The 19,785-nt window shown below is 66.2% G+C and carries 12 protein-coding genes and 1 pseudogene; all 13 read right to left on the minus strand.

Features of this window, described 5'->3' with window-relative positions; genetic code table 11:
- Positions 1–7: 7 nt before the first annotated feature.
- A complete protein-coding gene (locus MUG78_RS03300; RefSeq protein WP_246992167.1) occupies positions 8–3,979 on the minus strand; it encodes a DNA-directed RNA polymerase subunit beta' in 3,972 nt (1,323 codons plus the stop codon).
- A gap of 46 nt (positions 3,980–4,025) precedes the next feature.
- Positions 4,026–7,535: a DNA-directed RNA polymerase subunit beta gene (gene rpoB / locus MUG78_RS03305; protein WP_246992169.1), complete on the minus strand. Its 3,510-nt coding sequence runs from the start codon at positions 7,533–7,535 to the stop codon at positions 4,026–4,028.
- Between the two features lie 345 nt (positions 7,536–7,880).
- Complete coding sequence (locus MUG78_RS03310; RefSeq protein ID WP_246992171.1) at positions 7,881–8,630, minus strand: Rv1363c family protein; 750 nt, start codon at positions 8,628–8,630, stop codon at positions 7,881–7,883.
- The gene (locus tag MUG78_RS03315) at positions 8,627–9,388 is read right to left on the minus strand and encodes a hypothetical protein (protein WP_246992173.1); all 762 of its coding nucleotides are present in this window, start codon (positions 9,386–9,388) and stop codon (positions 8,627–8,629) included. Before MUG78_RS03315 ends, MUG78_RS03310 begins: the two co-directional genes overlap by 4 nt.
- A 61-nt stretch (positions 9,389–9,449) precedes the next feature.
- Positions 9,450–10,706, minus strand: coding sequence for an MlaD family protein (locus MUG78_RS03320; RefSeq protein WP_246992175.1), 1,257 nt, complete (start codon positions 10,704–10,706; stop codon positions 9,450–9,452).
- Positions 10,696–12,045, minus strand: coding sequence for an MCE family protein (locus MUG78_RS03325; protein ID WP_281499775.1), 1,350 nt, complete (start codon positions 12,043–12,045; stop codon positions 10,696–10,698). Before MUG78_RS03325 ends, MUG78_RS03320 begins: the two co-directional genes overlap by 11 nt.
- Complete coding sequence (locus MUG78_RS03330; RefSeq protein ID WP_246992178.1) at positions 12,045–13,301, minus strand: MCE family protein; 1,257 nt, start codon at positions 13,299–13,301, stop codon at positions 12,045–12,047. The genes MUG78_RS03325 and MUG78_RS03330 overlap by 1 nt, the downstream gene beginning before the upstream one ends.
- Complete coding sequence (locus MUG78_RS03335) at positions 13,301–14,377, minus strand: MlaD family protein (RefSeq protein WP_246992187.1); 1,077 nt, start codon at positions 14,375–14,377, stop codon at positions 13,301–13,303. Before MUG78_RS03335 ends, MUG78_RS03330 begins: the two co-directional genes overlap by 1 nt.
- Before the next feature lie 2 nt (positions 14,378–14,379).
- Complete coding sequence (locus tag MUG78_RS03340; RefSeq protein WP_246992189.1) at positions 14,380–15,483, minus strand: MCE family protein; 1,104 nt, start codon at positions 15,481–15,483, stop codon at positions 14,380–14,382.
- Positions 15,480–16,798: pseudogene (locus MUG78_RS03345) on the minus strand (MCE family protein). Before MUG78_RS03345 ends, MUG78_RS03340 begins: the two are co-directional and overlap by 4 nt.
- A 7-nt stretch (positions 16,799–16,805) precedes the next feature.
- A complete protein-coding gene (locus MUG78_RS03350; protein ID WP_246992190.1) occupies positions 16,806–17,678 on the minus strand; it encodes an MlaE family ABC transporter permease in 873 nt (290 codons plus the stop codon).
- A gap of 2 nt (positions 17,679–17,680) precedes the next feature.
- Positions 17,681–18,487, minus strand: coding sequence for an MlaE family ABC transporter permease (locus MUG78_RS03355; protein ID WP_246992191.1), 807 nt, complete (start codon positions 18,485–18,487; stop codon positions 17,681–17,683).
- Entirely contained in the window at positions 18,484–19,716 is a 1,233-nt protein-coding gene (locus tag MUG78_RS03360; RefSeq protein ID WP_246992192.1) for an ABC transporter ATP-binding protein, read from the minus strand. The genes MUG78_RS03355 and MUG78_RS03360 overlap by 4 nt, the downstream gene beginning before the upstream one ends.
- Positions 19,717–19,785: the final 69 nt, after the last annotated feature.

Here is a 19,785-nt window from a genome sequence, read left to right on the forward strand (position 1 = left end):
CTCGGACTCAGCGGCGGTAGTCGCCGTAGTCGAAGTCGTCGAGCGGCACCGCAGCGCCGGAGGAGGTGCCGAAGGCGCCGTCCGGGCTGTAGTAGGTGTCGTCGTACGACGGCAGAGCGTAGGCAGCCGCGCGGGCTTCCTCGGTCGGCGCCACCTGGATGTTCCGGTAACGGTTGATACCCGTACCGGCCGGGATCAGCTTACCGATGATCACGTTCTCCTTGAGGCCCACCAGCTTGTCGCTACGGCTGTTGATCGCCGCGTCGGTCAGGACACGCGTGGTCTCCTGGAACGACGCCGCCGACAGCCACGACTCGGTGGCCAGCGAGGCCTTGGTGATACCCATGAGCACCGGACGACCCGAAGCCGGCTCGCCGCCCTCGGTGACCACCTGACGGTTGGCCGCCTCGAACTCGGCGCGCTCGGTGAGCGAACCGGGCAGGAACTCGGTGGCACCGGAGTCGATGATGGTCACGCGACGGAGCATCTGACGCACGATGGTCTCGATGTGCTTGTCGTGGATCGACACACCCTGACGGCGGTAGACCTCCTGCACCTCGTTGACCAGGTGGATCTGCACCTGACGCGGGCCCATCACGCGGAGCACCTCGTGCGGATCGGCGGGGCCGACCATGAGCTGCTCACCGACGTTGACGTGGTCGCCGTCGGCCAGCGGACGCTCGCTGCCGTCGGCCTGCACCACGGGTGCCAGACGCTGACGCTTGGACAGCTTGTCGTAAACCTGCTCCTCGGATCCGTCATCGGGGATGATCGTGATCTTGTAGAAGCGCTCGCCGTCCTCGAGACGGATACGACCGGACACCTCGGCGATGGGCGCCTTGCCCTTGGGCACGCGAGCTTCGAAGAGCTCGGTGACGCGGGGCAGACCACCGGTGATGTCGTCGCCGACGCCACCCTGGTGGAAGGTACGCATGGTCAGCTGCGTGCCGGGCTCACCGATCGACTGTGCGGCGATGATGCCCACGGCCTCGCCGATGTCGACCAGCTTGCCGGTGGCCATGCTGCGGCCGTAGCACATGGCGCAGACGCCGGTGCCGGTGCCACAGGTCAGGACCGAACGGACCTTGACGTCGGTGATGCCCGCCGCCAGCAGCTTCTCGATGGCCGGGTCACCCAGGTCGTGGCCACGCTCGACGACGACGTTGCCGTCGGCGTCGACCGCGTCCGCAGCCAGGGTCCGCGCATACGCGGAGGTCTCCACGTGCTGGTCGCGGACCAGATCGCGGGTACCGGTGGCCGGGTTCTCGTGCCATGCCGCGATCGGCACGACGATGCCGCGGTCCACACCACAGTCCGTCTCGCGCACGATCACGTCCTGGCTGACGTCCACCAGACGACGGGTCAGGTAACCCGAGTCGGCGGTACGCAGAGCGGTATCGGCCAGACCCTTACGAGCACCGTGCGTGTTGATGAAGTACTCGGCGACGGTCAGGCCCTCACGGAACGAGGACTTGATCGGACGCGGGATGAACTCACCCTTCGGGTTCGTCACCAGACCCTTCATGCCCGACAGGTTGCGGACCTGGGTCATATTGCCCGTCGCACCCGACTTCGGGATCATCGTGATCGGGTTGTCGTCCGGGTAGTACTCCTCCAGCGCCTTACCGACTTCTTCGGTGGCTTCCTTCCAGAGCTCGACCAGAGCGTCGCGACGCTCGTCCTTGGTCAGACCACCGTGCTGGTACTTGCGCTCCAGCTGATCGGCCTGCGCCTCGTAGCGGTCGAGGATCTCCTTCTTGGCCGGCGGCACCAGCACGTCGGACATGGCCACCGTGACACCCGAACGGGTGGCCCAGTAGAAGCCCACGTCCTTGAGCTTGTCGACGGTCTGCGCGACGACGATCATCGGGTAGCGCTCGGCCAGATCGTTGATGATCACGGCCTGACGCTTCTTCGGCATCTGCTCGTTGACGAACGGGTAGTCCGGCGGCAGCAGCTCGTTGAAGAGCACGCGACCCAGGGTCGTCTCCTGCTCCCAGGCCTGACCCTTGCGCCACTTGCCGTCGAACTCGGCGGCCTCGATGTCGGCCGGCGGACGCAGATCGGTCAGGCGCACCTTGATCGGGGCCTGCACGCTCAGCGTGCCGCGGTCGACGGCCATGATGGCCTCGGCCGGGCTCGAGTAGACGCCGCGCTCCACGTCGTCGGAGGTCGCCGCGGTGTAGGCACCGGCGGCGTCGTCCTTCTCGGTGGTCAGGTAGTACAGACCGGTCACCATGTCCAGACGCGGCATGGCCAGCGGACGACCCGAGGCCGGCGACAGGATGTTGTTGCTCGACAGCATCAGGATGCGAGCCTCGGCCTGCGCCTCCGCACTCAGCGGGAGGTGCACGGCCATCTGGTCACCGTCGAAGTCGGCGTTGAAGGCCTCACACACCAGCGGGTGGAGCTGAATGGCCTTGCCTTCGACCAGCTGCGGCTCGAACGCCTGGATGCCCAAGCGGTGCAGCGTCGGTGCACGGTTCAGCAGCACCGGGTGCTCGGCGATGACCTCTTCGAGGACGTCCCACACCTGCGGACGCTGACGCTCCACCATGCGCTTGGCCGACTTGATGTTCTGCGCCTGGTTCAGGTCGACCAGACGCTTCATCACGAACGGCTTGAACAGCTCGAGCGCCATCAGCTTCGGCAGACCGCACTGGTGCAGCTGCAGCTGCGGGCCCACCACGATGACCGAACGGCCCGAGTAGTCCACGCGCTTGCCGAGGAGGTTCTGACGGAAACGACCCTGCTTGCCCTTGAGCAGATCGCTCAGCGACTTCAGCGGCCGGTTGCCCGGGCCGTTGACCGGACGCCCACGACGACCGTTGTCGAACAGGGCGTCGACCGACTCCTGCAGCATCCGCTTCTCGTTGTTGACGATGATCTCGGGCGCACCCAGATCGATCAGTCGCTTGAGGCGGTTGTTGCGGTTGATGACGCGGCGGTACAGATCGTTCAGGTCCGACGTGGCGAAACGGCCACCGTCGAGCTGAACCATCGGACGCAGCTCCGGCGGGATCACCGGCACAGCGTCGAGCACCATCGCCTTGGGCGAGTTGCCGGACTGCTGGAACGCGGCGACGACCTTGAGGCGCTTGAGCGCGCGCAGCTTCTTCTGGCCCTTGCCGGTGCGGATGGTCTCGCGCAGCAGCTCGGCCTCGGCGTCGATGTCGAAGTTCTCCAGGAGCTTCTTGATCGCCTCGGCACCCATGGCGCCGGCGAAGTACTCGCCGAAGCGGTCCTCGAGCTCGCGGTACAGGCGCTCGTCGATGATCAGCTCACCCGGGGTGAGCTTGACGAACTTGTCCCAGATCTCGTCGAGCCAGTCGACCTCGCGGCCGGCGACGTCGCGCATCTTCTTGAGCTCGCGCTCGGCGGCATCGCGGATCTTGCGCTTGACGTCGGCCTTGGCGCCCTCGGCCTCCAGCTCGGCCAGGTCGGCTTCGAGCTTGGACTGGCGCTCGGCCAGTGCGGCTTCGAGGTCGTCCATGATCGCCTTGCGTTCGACGACCACCTCCGCCTCACGGGTGGAGAGCTCGGCGTGACGCAGCTCGTCGTCGACCGAGGTGATGACCCAGGCGGCGAAGTAGATGATCTTTTCCAGATCCTTCGGCGCCAGGTCGAGCAGGTAGCCCAGTCGGCTCGGCACACCCTTGAAGTACCAGATGTGCGTGACCGGGGCGGCCAGCTCGATGTGGCCCATGCGCTCGCGGCGCACCTTGGCCTTGGTCACCTCGACGCCGCAGCGTTCACAGATGATGCCCTTGAAGCGCACGCGCTTGTACTTGCCGCAGTAGCACTCCCAGTCGCGAGTCGGTCCGAAGATCTTCTCGCAGAACAGGCCGTCCTTCTCGGGCTTGAGCGTGCGGTAGTTGATGGTCTCCGGCTTCTTGACCTCGCCGTAGGACCAGTTGTGAATGTCATCGGCCGTCGCAAGGCCGATCTTCAGTTCGTCGAAAAAGTTGACGTCGAGCACTAGTTGCCTTTCAGTGACTCTTCAATCGTGGAGATGGCTGGTCGGGCTAGTTGGCGAGGTCGTCGACCGTCGCGCTTTCGTTGCGCGAGAGGTTGATGCCCAGGTTCGCCGCGGCGCGCTCGAGGTCCTCGTCGTCGGTGTCGGCCATCTCGATGGCGGCGCCGTCGGACGACAGCACCTCCACGTTCAGGCAGAGCGACTGGAGTTCCTTCAGGAGCACCTTGAACGACTCCGGAATGCCGGGCTCCGGAATGTTCTCGCCCTTGACGATGGCCTCGTAGACCTTCACGCGACCCACCACGTCGTCGGACTTGATGGTCAACAGCTCCTGCAGCGTGTAGGCGGCGCCGTAGGCCTGCATGGCCCAGCACTCCATCTCGCCGAAACGCTGTCCACCGAACTGCGCCTTACCACCGAGCGGCTGCTGCGTGATCATCGAGTACGGACCGGTCGAACGCGCGTGGATCTTGTCGTCGACCAGGTGGTGCAGCTTGATGATGTACATGTAACCGACCGAGACCGGGTACGGGAACGGCTCGCCCGAGCGCCCGTCGAACAGGATGGCCTTGCCGTCGCTGTTCACCATGACGTCACCGTCACGGTTGGGGCGAGTGGAGCCGAGCAGACCGGCGAGCTCGTCGTCGCGGGCACCGTCGAACACCGGCGTGGCGGTGTTGGTGTCGGGCTCGGACGAGTACAGCTCTTCGGGCAGACGCTCGGCCCAGTCGGGCACGCCCGCGGCGACGTCGATGTTCCAGCCGGCCTTCGCGACCCAACCGAGGTGGGTTTCGAGGATCTGGCCGATGTTCATACGACGCGGCACACCGTGGGTGTTCAGGATGATGTCGACCGGGGTGCCGTCGGGCAGGAACGGCATGTCCTCCTGCGGGAGGATCTTGCCGATGACGCCCTTGTTGCCGTGGCGGCCGGCCAGCTTGTCGCCGTCCTGGATCTTGCGCTTCTGCGCGACGTAGACGCGCACCAGCTCGTTGACGCCCGGGGCCAGATCGTCGTCGTCGTCGCGGCTGAAGACGCGGACGCCGATGACCTTGCCGGTCTCGCCGTGAGGCACCTTCAGCGAGGTGTCGCGCACTTCGCGCGCCTTCTCACCGAAGATCGCACGGAGCAGACGCTCCTCCGGGGTCAGCTCGGTCTCGCCCTTCGGTGTGACCTTGCCGACCAGCACGTCGCCGTCGCGGACCTCGGCGCCGATGCGCACGATGCCGCGCTCGTCGAGATCGGCGAGGACCTCGTCGGAGACGTTCGGGATGTCCCGGGTGATCTCCTCGGCGCCCAGCTTGGTGTCACGAGCGTCGATCTCGTACTCCTCGATGTGAATCGAGGTGAGGGTGTCCTCCTCCACGAGCCGCTGGCTCAGGATGATCGCGTCCTCGTAGTTGTGGCCTTCCCACGGCATGATCGCGACGAGCAGGTTCTTGCCCAGCGCCATCTCACCCTGGTCGGTGCACGGACCGTCGGCCAGGACCTGGCCGGACTCGACCCGCTGACCCTCGTCGACGATCGGCACCTGGTTGGCACACGTGCCGTGGTTGCTGCGCTCGAACTTGCGCAGGCGGTAGCTCTGGCGGGTGCCGTCGTCGGCCATCACGGTGATGAAGTCCGCGGAGACCTCCTCCACCACACCGGTGTCCGAGTTGACGATCACGTCGCCGGCGTCGACCGCGGCGCGCAGCTCCATGCCGGTACCGACCAGCGGGGACTCGCTGCGGACCAGCGGCACGGCCTGACGCTGCATGTTGGCGCCCATGAGCGCACGGTTGGCGTCGTCGTGCTCGAGGAACGGAATCATCGCGGTCGCGACCGACACCATCTGGCGCGGCGAGACGTCGAGGTACTCGACCTGCGAGGCCGGGACGAACTCCACCTCGGCGCCCTTGATACGGACCAGGACGCGGTCGTCGGTGATGTTGCCCTGCGCGTCGTAGGAGGTGTTGGCCTGACCGATGAGGAAGCGATCCTCCTCGTCGGCGGTCATGTACTTGATCTCTTCGGTGACCACACCGTCGACGACCTTGCGGTACGGCGTCTCGATGAAGCCGAACGGGTTGACCCGCGCGTACACCGAGAGCGAACCGATCAGGCCGATGTTCGGGCCTTCCGGGGTCTCGATGGGGCACATGCGGCCGTAGTGCGACGGGTGCACGTCGCGCACCTCGAGGCCGGCGCGCTCACGGCTCAGACCGCCCGGGCCCAGCGCCGACAGGCGGCGCTTGTGGGTCAGACCCGACAGCGGGTTGTTCTGGTCCATGAACTGCGACAGCTGGCTGGTGCCGAAGAACTCCTTGATCGCGGCCACCACGGGACGGATGTTGATCAGGGTCTGCGGGGTGATCGCCTCGGCGTCCTGCGTGGTCATCCGCTCGCGGACGACGCGCTCCATCCGGGACAGACCCAGGCGGATCTGGTTCTGGATGAGCTCGCCCACGGTGCGCAGACGACGGTTGCCGAAGTGGTCGATGTCGTCGACCTCGACGGGCACCTCGACGCCGCCGGGACCGGTCATCAGCGGCACGGTGGCCGCGTTCGGATCGGCCTCGTGCAGGCGCACCAGGTACTCGACGGTGGTGACGATGTCCTCGCGGGTGAGGACGGCTTCACCGTTCATCGGGTTGTCGGTGAGACCGAGCTTCTTGTTGATCTTGTAGCGGCCGACGCGCGCCAGGTCGTAGCGCTTCTCCTTGAAGAACATGTTCTCCAGGAGGCTCTCGGCGGACTCCTTGGTGGGCGGCTCGCCCGGACGCAGCTTGCGGTAGACCTCGAGCAGCGCCTCGTCCTGGTTGTTGGTGTGATCCTTCTCCAGGGTCGACATCATGATCTCGGAGAAGCCGAAGCGCTCGGCGATCTCCTCGCGGGAGACGCCCAAGGCCTGCAGCAGCACGGTGACCGGCTGGCGGCGCTTGCGGTCGATGCGGACGCCGACGGTGTCGCGCTTGTCGATATCGAACTCGAGCCAGGCACCGCGGCTCGGGATCACCTTGACCGCGTGCAGGGTCTTCTCGGTGGCCTTGTCGATGTCCTTGTCGAAGTACACGCCCGGGCTACGAACCAGCTGGCTCACCACGACACGCTCGGTGCCGTTGATGATGAAGCTGCCCTTGTCGGTCATCATCGGGAACTCGCCCATGAAGACCGTCTGAGACTTGATCTCACCGGTGTTGTTGTTGATGAACTCGGCGGTGACGAACAGCGGCGCCGAGTAGGTCATGTCCTTGTCTTTGCACTCGTCGATCGAGGCCTTGACCTCGTCGAAGTGCGGTTCCGAGAACGAGAGAGACATCGAAGACGAGAAGTCCTCGATGGGCGAGAGCTCGCGGAGGACTTCCTCGAGTCCGCCGACCGGATTGTCCTCACCTCGAGCGATCGCCGTGGCATGCCACTCCGGCGTCCCGATCAGCCACTGGAACGAATCCAGCTGCAGATCCAGGAGACCCGGAACTTCCAGCGGCTCGTCGATCTTGGCGAAAGAGACACGGCGGGGAGCTCCAGGGATGCTGCCGGTCGAGGTGGTTGAGGTGGACTGGCGGTCGAGTGCCAAGATGCGTCCTTCCAACACGAGGTGTTCACTATGTGGCGTCTAGCCTTTGGCCTTGGGGCCGCTTGCGTGGTCCGCTTACCTACGCTGACCAGCGGTTTTCCAGGCCGGGCACAGACGTGCTCGTGTGGAAGATCCGATCAGTGGACAGGGCGCGGGCAGCGCAACGTCCTACTGTATCAGAAAATGGGCAGGGTTTGCCAACCCTGTCAAGGGGCAGAGCGCCCCGGGGCGATGAGCGGGGCTCCGGCAGTACTGCGACCGTCGCACCCTCGCTGGGAACAGCCTGTACTGCCGACGGCCGATCGTCAAGCAGAACGCGCGGTTCGACGTCGATCCATCACCCGATCACACGTCGGCCACGTCCGAGATCAGCCACTGCCCGTCGTCCTTGACCATCGTGACCTGCATGCGCGGCGCCACCTGCTCCACCGGCTCGCCACCGATACTGGTCGTGATCACCAGGATCGAGAGCAGCTCGGCTCTGTCGTCGGTCAGCGACGACACCGCGATGGAGTCGACGCGGCATTCCGAGTCCGCACGCGCCTGCTCGATGATCTGGCGGTTGGTCTCCATCAGGTCGTCGAACGCCTTGCGAGCGGAGCCGGTGAACGCCCCTCGGACACGCTCCACCGACTCGGGCAGCTTGTTCCACTCGTACTGGAACGGCAGGCAGACCTTGGCCTCCAGCTGCGCCTTCACTTCGCTCGTCGCGCCGGCGTTGGCGAATGCCTCGTTCTGGGTGCCCGACGCGCCCGGATGCCAGGCGAAGATCGCGGCGATGCCACCGACGATCGCGGCCACCAGCCAGAGCGTGACGGCCAACGACACGGTGGCCTTCGCATCCCGACGGCCGCCGCCGAACTCGACCGGCGGCGCGGCCGAGTCGTCGTCCGAGGCATGGGCGTCGCCGGCCTTCTTGTCCGCGACGGCCGCGTGCACGCCGCTCAGGTCGACGCTCTCCTCCCGGGGACGGCTGCGGGGCGTCTGGCCGCGGGCGGCGCGAATCTTCTCGGTGGCCTCGGCGGCGTCGAGCTTCGGCGCCGGCGGAGTCAGATCGAGCTTGGTCTCGATGATCTTGCGAGGTTCGTCGCTCATCGTCCGCCTTCCTGATCTTCGGCGACGTACGGCACCACGGTGAGCGGGACTATGTTGCTGGCCTTGCGGAGTCCGTCCGCCTCAACGACGGTCACCAGGAACTCCATCGGTAGCGTCTCCACGGCCTTGCCGTCGGGCCCCTGCGCGGTGGCGGTGGAGAACACCAGGACGGTCGCTCGATTCTCGTCGACATTCACCTCGGTCGCCGCGGCGCGCCTGACGGTGCCGACGATCTGCGAGTTCTGCCCGGGTTGCGTGCTGTCGACCCGGTTCCGCAGATCGTCCAAGGCGCCGTCTTGCGTCTGCTTCAGTGCCTCACCGGTGAGAGTCGACTGCAGTCGCTTGTCCCAGCCGTCGATGTCGTTCGCGTCGACGTTGATGGCGTTGAGGATCGCTTGTTCGGCGGCGTCGACCGACTCATCGCGCAACTGCGAGGTCTTGTTGGCCGCATCGATGTACGCCGAGATCCCGGTGTACCCGAAGTAGCCGAGGCAGGCGACGGCGCCGACGAGCGCAACGCTGCCGGAGGCCAGTGCCAGCGACGACGCCCAGTGTCGATCGGCACCGTCGCGCGGCGCCGTCTCGGCCTTCGTCGCCTTCCCGAACCGCTTCTTCTTCACGGGCTTGCCAGCGACGTCGTCGGTCGAGTCATCCGTCTCCGGAGCCGTCGCCCCGGCGGTCTCGTCGCCCGCGCCCGGAGCCGACGTCGGCGTCTCCTCCTGCGCCGCGGCCTCGTTGTCGTGCTGCTCAGAACTCATCGCGCGCCACTGTATCCACTCCCGGCCGGTTCACTCAAAACACGGCCTGCCTCTTGCCCGATCAGTTCTTGTACTTGGTCGGGTGCACTCCCGTGAGCCACGCCAACTGCATGGCCAGCGGGTTCAGGTTGAGCTTGTCCGGATCCTTCTTCGGCGTGTTGTCCCACGGCTGCGGGTAGTCGGGGTTCGCCAGCGCCGCACGGTTCGCGCCGCGCACCGCCGTCGGATTGCCCACCGGCACCTCACAGCTGGCGTCCCGGTTGAACGGGAAGTCGTCGTAGCTGACGTCGAAGGTCGGGTCCTTCTTCTTCATCTCCGCGATGATCGCCTTGGTGCTCTCGTAGCCGCGCGTACAGGTCGGCGGGTTGTTGGTCTCGAGCACGATGCCGAAGTGGATCTGTCCGTCGCCGGGCGCCGGACTGTGGCTGCCCGCCGACAGCGCCGACAGCATGGCCACGGTCGCTCCGGTGGCGAAGGACGCCGGCTCGATCGTGTCGACGGTGACACCCAGCTGATGGATCAGCGTGGTCGCGTCGCCACCGTGGGCCTGCAGGAACGACGACAACTCGGTCGCCGTCATCGGCGCGTTGGTGAGCAGACGACGCACATCCGGGTCCGACGACGCCAGCTGCGCGGTGATCAATTCCAGGCCCCGGGACCAGGCGAGGATCTCGTCGGACTGGTCGGCCTGCGTCCCCAGCACCACGTCGGCGTTCTGGATCAGCGAGATGGTCTCACCGAGGTTGTCGTGGCCGGACTGCGCCAGCTTGATCAGCGCATCGACGAGCCGGTTCATGTTGTCGGACTGGCCGTCGAAGGCCTTGCCCAGCTCGCTGACCACCGTGGTCAGGTCTTCCACCGGCACCGATTCGGTGAGCGCGATGGTGTCGGTCATGACGTCCTGCAGCACCGGCGGCAGGATGTACTCGTCGATCACCGAGCCGTCGACCAGGTACGGGCCGTCGTTGGTGGGCGGCTGGAGGTCGATGAACTGCTCACCGATCGCCGAGCGATTGGCGATCACCGCCACCGCCGACTTCGGCACGTCGGGCGCACTCGTATCGAGGAGCAGTTCGACGTCGACGCCCTTCTGGGTCAGCGTCATGTTCCCCACCCGGCCCACCGGAACGCCGCGGTACGTGACCTGCGCGTTGGAGAAGATGCCGCCGCTGCTCTCGCCCATGCGGACGATCACCGAGTACTGGCCGAGGCCGACGAGCTTGTCCATGCGCGCATAGTTGGCGCCCACGTAGACGATCGCCAAGGCGCCGACGATGGCGAAGACGATCAGCTGGATCTTGACGAACCTAGTAAGCATCGGTGCCTCCCAGGAGCGCGATCGGGCCGTCGAGGAAGCTGTCGTACTCGTGTGCCCCCGGCGTCACGGCGTACTGGTTCGACGTCGTCGACTTCGCGGGCTTCTTCGGCGTGGTCTTCTTGGGTGCCGGATTCATCGGGTAGGTGCCTCCGGACGGCGGGGTGTTGGGGCCGGGCCGCGAGTTCGGCGGCGGCGGCAGCAGCGAGATCGTCGGCCACCCCCAGCGCGGTCCGTTGCCGTTGACGTAGGGGTTGCGCGGGTCCACCTTCGGCGGCTTCACGCTCGGCGCCTGATAGCGCGGCGTGCCCTGGCCCACGCCCAGCGCCTCCAGCTGATTGCGCAGCCGCAGGTCGAGGGTCATGAACAGGTTCGTGGAGTCGCCGTGCACGGCCGGCAGCAGGTCGTCGGGGAACGGGTGGGTCAACATCAGCGGGACCGCGGTGATGGCGTCGTCGGCCGACTTGGCCAACTGCGTCATGATCGGGCTCAGCGCCTTGAGGTCGTTGATCATCGCCGCATGGGCCTTGCCGAGCACCGCGGTGCCGGCCTGGCCCAGCTCGTCGAGCTTGCCGAGCAGGTCCACGAACTGCGGCCGCTGCTCCTCCAGGACGGCGATGCCCGCCGGCAGTTCGTCGAGGATCCGTTCGATCTGCTGGGTCTGGTTCGCGGCACGCTCGGAGAGCGCACCCACACCGTCGACCGCCTTGATGATGTTGTCCCGCTGCTCGTTGAGGCCGCGGATCAACTTCTCGGCGCTGACCAGCAGTTCGCGCATCTCGCTGCTGCCCTCTTCACCGCCCATCGACTCGTTGAGCGCGGTGATGATCGGCTCGAGCTGGTTGATCCCGCCGCCGTTGAGCAGCAACGACAGTGCGCCGAGGAGTTCCTCGATGTCGGTGGTGGTGGACGTGCGGGACACCGGGATCGGCTCCGACGGATTCTGTCGCGGCGCGTCGGCCGAGCCCTGGGGTTCGGACAGCGCGACGAACTTCTCGCCCAGCAGGTTGGTCTGCTGCACCGCGGCGCGCGACTCGTCGGACAGGTCCACCGAGTTCTTCACCGACACGGTGACGAGCGCATCCCAGGAATCCTGGGGCACCTCGATCTTGGTGACCCGGCCGACCGGCATACCGTCCTTCTTGACGACGGTCTGCGGCACCAGGTCGAGAATGTTCTCGAAGGCGATCCGGTATTCGCGCGGGTTGTCGCCGACGTCCACGCCACCGGGCAGCGGCATCTGCTGCACGTTGACCGAGCAGCCGGTGGCGCCGACCATGACCGCGGTCATGGCGACGGCCACACCCGCGGCCTTGATCCGGGAGGGCTTACCGAACGTCATCAGTTTCCTCCCGGGAGAGCAGGATCGGGATTGCCCGGGACGGCGCCCGGTGTCGGCATGCGCTGCAGCTTCTTGTTGCTCATCAGGCCGAACGGCAGGATCGGCAGCATCGGTTCCAGGACGTCGTCCTGAATCTGCTCGCCCAGGTCCAGGCAGTGCTGAATCAGCGGCTGCATCTGGTTGGAGAAGGCCTTGGCCTGCGGATTGCCCGGCAGGAGCTTGCCGAGGTCGAGCATCTTGCACATCGCGCCGGCCGGATCCTGCAGGTCGGGGATGTTCACGCGCATCGCGACGGTGCCCGACTCGGCGTCGTAGGCGTTGATCAGGTTGCTGATCGTCACCGGTAGAACGGTGAAGATCTCGAGCAGATCCTCCCGGTTGTCGAGCAGCGCCTGACCGGTCGGCTGCAGGTCGCGGATGGTCTGGCCCAGCTTGGCTTCGTTGTCGGCGAGGAAACGCGCGACGTCGCCCAGCGCGAACGACAGCGTGTTCAACGCCTTACCCAGCTGCGATCGCTCGCCGGCCAGGAAGGTGTTGAACGAGGCCATCTGACTGTTGAACAGCCGCACCTGCTGGTCGTTCTCCTTGAGCGCGCCCACGAATACGTCGAGGTTCTTCACGGTGTCGACGATGTCGCCGCGCGAATCGGCGAGGGTGCTCGCCGCCTTCGACAGGTTCGTGATGGCCGCGCCCAGCTTCTCGCCGTTGCCCTCGAGTGCGTCGGCACCCGCGGTCACGAAGTCGCTCAGCGCGCCCTTCTGGTTGACACCGTCCTCCCCCGGTCCGAGCGACTTGGACAGCTTCTGCAGGTTGCCGTAGATCGCGTCGATCTCCACCGGCACCGCGGTGCGCTTCTCGTCGAGCGTGATGTCGTTGCCCGCGGTGGGGCCGCCGGAGTAGGCCGGGATCAGCTGCACGTAGCGGTCGGCGACCAGCGAGGGAATGATCTGCACGGCCTGCACATCGGCGGGCAGCTGCACGCCGTTGTCGACGCGCATCTCCACCACGGCGGTCTCGCCCTGCGGGGTCACCTTGGTGACCTTGCCGACGTCGACGCCGAGGATCCGCACGTTGGAGCCCTCGTAGATGCCGACGGCACTGGAGAAGGTCGCCTTGATCGTGGTCGAGTTGAGCAGGTTCCACGACCACCAGCCGATGATGCCGGCGATCAGCGCGAGGATCACCACGAGGGCGGCGATCATCTTGTTCTTGGCGGTGAAGAACGTGTTGTCCACCGTCGAATCCGAGGTCGTCATCAGCCGCCCGTCCCGCCGCTAGTGAGGTTCTTCTGCATGTTCGGCAGCCTCGTCGTGTTCTGCGCGGGCAGGGCCGGCGGCAAGAGGTTGGTGACCACGGCCTCGAACCAGCGGCCGTTGCCGAGCACGTTCGCGTACAGGCGGTAGAAGGGCGCCATGTTCTGGATGGTGCTGCGAATGTTCTTGTTCTGCGCCGTCAGCAGGTCGGTGACCCCGCGGAGCGAATCGAGCACCGGGCCGATCTGCTTCTCGTTGTCCTTGACGATGCCGGTCAACGCCAGGCTCAGGCTCTCGGTGCTGGCCAGCAGTGCCGAGATCGACTGCTGCCGGTTGTTCAGCTCCTTCAGCAGGATGCCTGCACCGGCGATCAGGCGGGTGAACTCCTCATTGCGGTCGGCCAGGATCTGCGACGAGTCGCGGGTGGCCTTGAGCAGACGACGCACCTCGTCGTCGCGGCTGGCGATGGTCTTGGACAGGCGTGCGATGCCTTCCAGCGACGGTCCGATGTCGTCGGCCGTGGCGGTGAAGACGTCGGACAGTTCGCCGAGCGCCTTGGCCACCTGGTCGGTGTCGACGTTCTCGATCTGATCGGTCGCGTCGGAGAACGCCTCGATCACGTCGTACGGTGCGATCGTGTCGGTGAGCACCACGCGCGGATCGGCCTTCTCGGTGCCCAACGGGTTGAGCGCGATGTACTTCTGGCCGAGCACCGTCTTGATCTGGATGGTCGCCTGCGTGCGGTCGCCGATCCAGGTGTCGGCCACCCGCAGCTTCATCAGCACGTGATCGCCGTTGAGCTTCACCTCGGTCACTTCGCCGACGCGCACGCCGGCCACGCGCACCTCGTTGCCGGCCTGCACACCGGCGGCCTCGTCGAACTGCACCGTGTACTGCGGGGCGGCGCCCAGCAGCGGCAGATCCTTCAGGTAGAAGGTCGACAGGCTCACCATCACCAGGACCACCAGGCCCAGGATGCCGATACTGCGCGCACTGCGCTGTCCGGCGAAGCGCCGCGACTTCTTCGGCGGCAGCTTGGTGACGTCGATGTCGTCAGGAGTGTTCTGTTCGTCGCTCATGATCACCCACCGACCTTGCCGTCGGCCCAGCACCGGGTCGCGGCGCTGGTGTAGAGGACGTGGTTGATGTCGGGCAGCGGCACCAGCGGCTGGGTCAGCAGCGTGGACTTGCCGTTACCTGCCACCACGTCGATGCCGCAGAGATAGAACTGGAACCACGAACCGAAGGTCGCCGACCGACCGAGCTTCTCCAGCTTCACCGGCAGATTGGTCAGCGCCTTGCTCACATCCTTCTCCCGCGCGTTGATCGTGTCGGAGACCTGCTTGAGGCCCGCGAGCGAGGACTGGATGGACGGGCGCGTCTGGCTCAGGACGGACCCGGTCAACGACGTCAGGTTGGCGACCGACGTGATCGCCGAACCCACCGAACCGCGCTGCGCGGCCAGGCCGGTGACCAGCTTCTCGGTGTTGGTCAGCAACGACGTGAACTGCTCGTCGTTCTTGTTCACCGTGTCGAGGACCTTGGTGAGGTTGGTGATCATGTCGCCGATCACCTGGTCCTTGTCGGCGATCGTGTTGGTCAGGTCGGCGGTCTGCTGGATGAGGGAGCCGATGGTGGCACCCATGTCGACGCCGTCGCCGTTCTGGAAGACGTTGATGACCGTCTCGGCCAACTCGTTCATGTCCTCCGGGGTGATCTGCTTGAACAGCGGCTTGAACCCGTTGAACAGTTCGGTGAGGTTCACCGCCGGATGCGTGTTGGACTTGCTGCGGTCGGGGTCGTAGGCGAAGGTGTGGCCCGGTCCGGCCATGTCGGTCGCGTCGCCGGGGCCCTTCTCCAGGGCCACGTAGCGCAGACCCGCGAGGTTCCGGTAGCGGATGTAGATCTGCGTGCTCTTGGGCAGCGCAGCGCGGTTCACATTGAACGAGACCTCGGCCATGTTGCGGTCGACGATCTCCACCGATTCCACCTGGCCCACGCGCACGCCGGCGATCCGGACGTCGTCGCCCGGGTTCAGCATGGCGGCGTCGGAGAAGACGGCCCGGTAGCTCGACTTGCCGGACGCACCCGCGTTCGCGATCAGCAGCGCCAGCACCGTGGTGGCCAGCACCGTGACGACGGCGAAGACGATCAGCTTGATGAGCGGAGCCCACACACCTCTCACTTGATCGTCACCTCCGCTTGCTGCAGCGCACCCGCGCCCATATACGTGACCCACGTCGGAACGTCGGCGGGATCCTGCCCGCTGGCGGCGCCGTAGATCATCTTTCGCTGGTCCTTCTGGTCTTCCACCATCCCGGTGCCCGCCGGCGCGGTGCCGAACTGCGGCTGCGGGAGGTTGGGCCAGGTCTTCGGTCCGGCGTTACGGCTCGGCGGCTGGTACGAGCCGTCGGGCACGCTGCCGCCCGGGTACTGCGGGAACGGCCGGCCGTTGGTGGGCGGGTCGTAGCAGCGGGCGGGCGGATCGGTCCACCACATCCGCGGCTCGTCCTGGTTGGGCAGGTAGCGACCGCGCGGGTTCACGAACTGCAGGTTCACGCGCACGCCCGGGTTCTTGGTGCCCTTACCGACGATCGGGCCCACCTTGGGGACGATCGTGGCGAAGTTGTTGAACGTGCACGCGAACACCGGCGACTGGCGGGCCAGCTGCACCAGCATGGTCTCCGAGTCGACGAACAGGTTGATCAGATCCTTGCGGTTGGTGTTGAGGAACTCGGTGGTGTCCACCGCGGCCACACCGAGCGTCGAGATCACCGTGCGCAGGTCGCCCTGACGCTCCACGACGGTCTTGTTGGTGACGCGGAAGGTGTCCAGGGCGTCGATCACCACGGGCAGCGCCTCGGAGTAGGTGTCGGCGAACGACGCCAGGCCCTCCAGCGTGCCCTGCAGCTCCGGCATGTTCGCGTTCAGTTCCCCGAAGATGTCGTTGAGCTGGGAGATGGTGGTCTTGAGCTGCCCGCCACGGTTCGCCAGGGCCGCATTCACCGAGGTCAGCGTGGCGTTCAGATCCTCCGGCGGAACCGCCTCGAGGATCGGCAGCAGCGCGTCGAACAGGTCCTCGACCTCGGGGCGTTGCCCTTGGAGTCGATGAAGATGGTGCCGCCCGACGCAAGGGTGCCGCCCTCGGGCTGCTCGGGAATCTGGATCGCGACGTAACGCTCACCGAACAGGGTCTTGGGGAGCACCTGCGCGGTGCTGTTGGCGGGCAGGTCACCGGCCAGGTCGGGGTTCAGGTCCAGTTGCACGTCGACCTTGCCGTCGGCACCGACGTCCACCGACTTCACGCTGCCGACCACTACGCCGCGCGCTTTCACGTCGGCGTGCGCGGCGAGGGCGTTGCCCACGTCGTCGGCCTTCAGCGTGACGCGCGTCTTGGATTCGAACACACCCTGGAAGATCAGGATCGATGTGGCCAGCAGCCCGAACACGACGATGTAGAACACCAGGCCCAGAAGCCGGCGTTTGATAGTTGCACCCACTGTGTCGCTACCCTCCGACCCGGATCGACGTGCTGGTGCCCCAGATGGCGAGGCCGAGGAAGAAGTCGAGGACCGCGATCAACACGAGCGCGCTACGCACCGCGTGGCCCACCGCCACACCGACGCCGGCCGGACCGCCCGAGGCGTAGTAGCCGTAGTAGCAGTGCACCAGGATGATCACGAACGCGAAGACCATGACCTTCACGAACGACCACAAGACGTCTTCGGGGGGCAGGAACAAGTTGAAGTAGTGGTCGTACGAACCGGTCGACTGTCCGTTGAAGACGGTGTTGATGGTTCTCGACGCCAGGTAGGCGGCCATCAGACCGAGCACGTACAGCGGAATCACCGCGACGAAGCCGGCGATGACGCGCGTGGACACCAGGAACGGGATCGACGGCACGGCCATCACCTCGAGGGCGTCGATCTCCTCGGAGATCCGCATGGCGCCCAACTGCGCGGTGAAGCCGCAGCCCACGGTCGCGCTGAGCGCGAGGCCGGCCACAAGGGGCGCCACCTCACGCGTGTTGACGTACGCCGACAGGAAGCCGGAGAGCGCCTCCGCACCGATCTGGCTGAGCGCGGCATAGCCCTGCATGCCGACCACGACGCCGGTGAAACCGGACATCAGGATCATCACGCCGACGGTGCCGGCGATCACGGCCATGCCGCCCGCACCGAAGGCCACCTCGGCCAGAATGCGCAGCACTTCACGCCGGTAGTGCACGAAGGTCTTCGGGATCCAGGCCAGCGTCCGTCCGTAGAAGGACATCTGCTCGCCCGCGCCGTCGAGCAGACCCAGCGGCTTGGCCAGCTGCTTCTTGGCCTCGTACCGCAGGTACTCCGGACGGCTCTTGGCAATCGTCACGCCACGAGTCACGGCTAACCTACCTTCGGCGGGACGATCTGCAGGAACACCGCAGTGATGATCAGGTTCGCGAAGAACAGCAGCAGGAAGGTCACCACCACCGACTGGTTGACCGCCTCACCCACGCCTTTGGGACCGCCCTTCGGGTTCAGCCCCTTGTAGGCCGCGATGACGCCGGCGATGATGCCGAAGATCGCCGCCTTGAACGTGGAGATGTAGAGGTCGGGCAGCTGCGCGAGCGCGCCGAACGAAGCCAGGTAGGCACCGGGGGTGCCGCCCTGCACGATCACGTTGAAGAAGTAGCCGCCGGCGATACCCACCACGGCGACCAGGCCGTTGAGCAGCATGGCGACCAGCACCATGGCCAGCACTCGCGGCACCACCAGGCGTTGCACCGGGTTGATACCGAGCACTTCCATGGCGTCGATCTCTTCGCGAATGGTCCGCGACCCCAGGTCGGCGGCGACCGCCGACCCGGCGGCGCCGGCCACGAGCAGGGACGTCACCAGTGGTGAACCCTGCTGAACGACGACGAGCACGCTCGCCGCACCGGTGTACGACTCAGCGCCCAGCTGTTTGATCAGCGACCCGGTCTGCAGCGACACGATGGCGCCGAACGGGATCGCGATGAGCGCCGTCGGCAGAATCGTGACGCTGGCGATGAACCAGGCCTGCTGAATGAATTCGCGCACCTGGAACGGGCGCACGAAAAGCTGGCGGGCGACGTCGACGAAGAGTTGAACGATGTTGCCGGTCTGGGTCAGTGCCCCGTCGCCGGCCTTCGCGATCTTCGCTGCGCCCCGCTGAGCGGCACTGGTCATTCTCGGGAGCTCGCCTGCCCCTCATCGGTCACGGCGGTGATCTCCTCGGTGACGACGATCTCCTCGGTGGGCGTCTCGACCACCTGGGTCGGTGCGTCGATCACCGCGGTGGCCACGCCGGCGGTGGAGATCTGCTCGGTGGCCCCGTCGTACGCCTGGAAGCCGTGGCCCGCCGGGTAGTCGAACTGGTGGTTGGCCATGGCGACGAGGGTCGCCGAGGTCTCCGGGCTCTCCATCGCACGACGATCCTCTTCGGCGATCGAGGCGCGAATGGCGGCCTGTGCGTTCGGCGGCAGGTCGTTGATGATGTTCAGGACGTTCTGGCGGTGGCGGATCGACGCCTGGCGAACCGGCATGTTCGGGTTCGGCTGCACCTGCGGAATGATCTCGCTGAAGTCGTCCTTGGTACCGCCGCCGGAGATGCCCGCGGCCTGCATGGCGGCCTCGGCGGCGGCCACGGCCTCGTCCTTCTCCTCGGACATGCCGATCGGACCGAAGCGGTCGCCGGCCAGGAACTGCTTCACGACCGGCTGCTCGGAGGTCAGCAGCACCTCGCGCGGGCCGAACATGACCAGTTCCTTGCGGAAGAGCATGCCGATGTTGTCCGGGATGGTCCGGGCGATGTTGATGTTGTGCGTGACGATCAGGATCGTGGCGTCGATCTCGGCGTTGATGTCGATCAGCAGCTGCGAGATGTACGCGGTACGCACCGGGTCCAGACCGGAGTCCGGCTCGTCGCACAGGATGATCTCGGGATCGAGGACCAGGGCGCGGGCCAGGCCGGCGCGCTTACGCATACCGCCGGAGATCTCACCGGGCAGCTTGTCCTCGGCGCCGGCCAGACCGACCAGCTCCACCTTGTCCATCACGATGCGACGGATCTCGTCTTCCTTCTTCTTCGTGTGCTCACGAAGCGGGAAGGCGATGTTGTCGTACAGGCTCATCGAGCCGAACAGCGCGCCGTCCTGGAACAGGACGCCGAACAGCTTCCGGATCTCGTAGAGCTCCTTGGCCGAGCACTGGGTGATGTCGGTGCCGTCGATGATCACCGAACCCTGTTCCGGGTGCAGCAGGCCGATCAGCGTCTTCAGGAAGACCGACTTACCGGTACCCGACGGGCCGAGCAACGCGTTGACCTCGCCGGCCGGCAGGGTGAGCGATACATCGCGCCAGATGTTCTGCGAGCCGAATGACTTGGTCAAGCCCTCGACGGCTACCTCTACTCCCACAGCGTCCCTCCAGACGTTTCACTGGCACCGGAAGAAGTCGTCGCGGTCATTGCCCCCGACCACCGTGGA

This window comes from Gordonia alkaliphila (genome assembly GCF_023017165.1).
Lineage (GTDB): Bacteria > Actinomycetota > Actinomycetes > Mycobacteriales > Mycobacteriaceae > Gordonia > Gordonia alkaliphila.

Excerpts from the sequence above, each read along its gene's own strand:
- MUG78_RS03310 (WP_246992171.1), bottom strand. The coding sequence starts at position 8,630 with ATGAGCGACGAACCTCGCAAGATCATCGAGACCAAGCTCGATCTGACT.
- MUG78_RS03315 (WP_246992173.1), bottom strand. The coding sequence starts at position 9,388 with ATGAGTTCTGAGCAGCACGACAACGAGGCCGCGGCGCAGGAGGAGACG.
- MUG78_RS03320 (WP_246992175.1), bottom strand. The coding sequence starts at position 10,706 with ATGCTTACTAGGTTCGTCAAGATCCAGCTGATCGTCTTCGCCATCGTC.
- MUG78_RS03325 (WP_281499775.1), bottom strand. The coding sequence starts at position 12,045 with ATGACGTTCGGTAAGCCCTCCCGGATCAAGGCCGCGGGTGTGGCCGTC.
- MUG78_RS03330 (WP_246992178.1), bottom strand. The coding sequence starts at position 13,301 with ATGACGACCTCGGATTCGACGGTGGACAACACGTTCTTCACCGCCAAG.
- MUG78_RS03335 (WP_246992187.1), bottom strand. The coding sequence starts at position 14,377 with ATGAGCGACGAACAGAACACTCCTGACGACATCGACGTCACCAAGCTG.
- MUG78_RS03355 (WP_246992191.1), bottom strand. The coding sequence starts at position 18,487 with ATGACCAGTGCCGCTCAGCGGGGCGCAGCGAAGATCGCGAAGGCCGGC.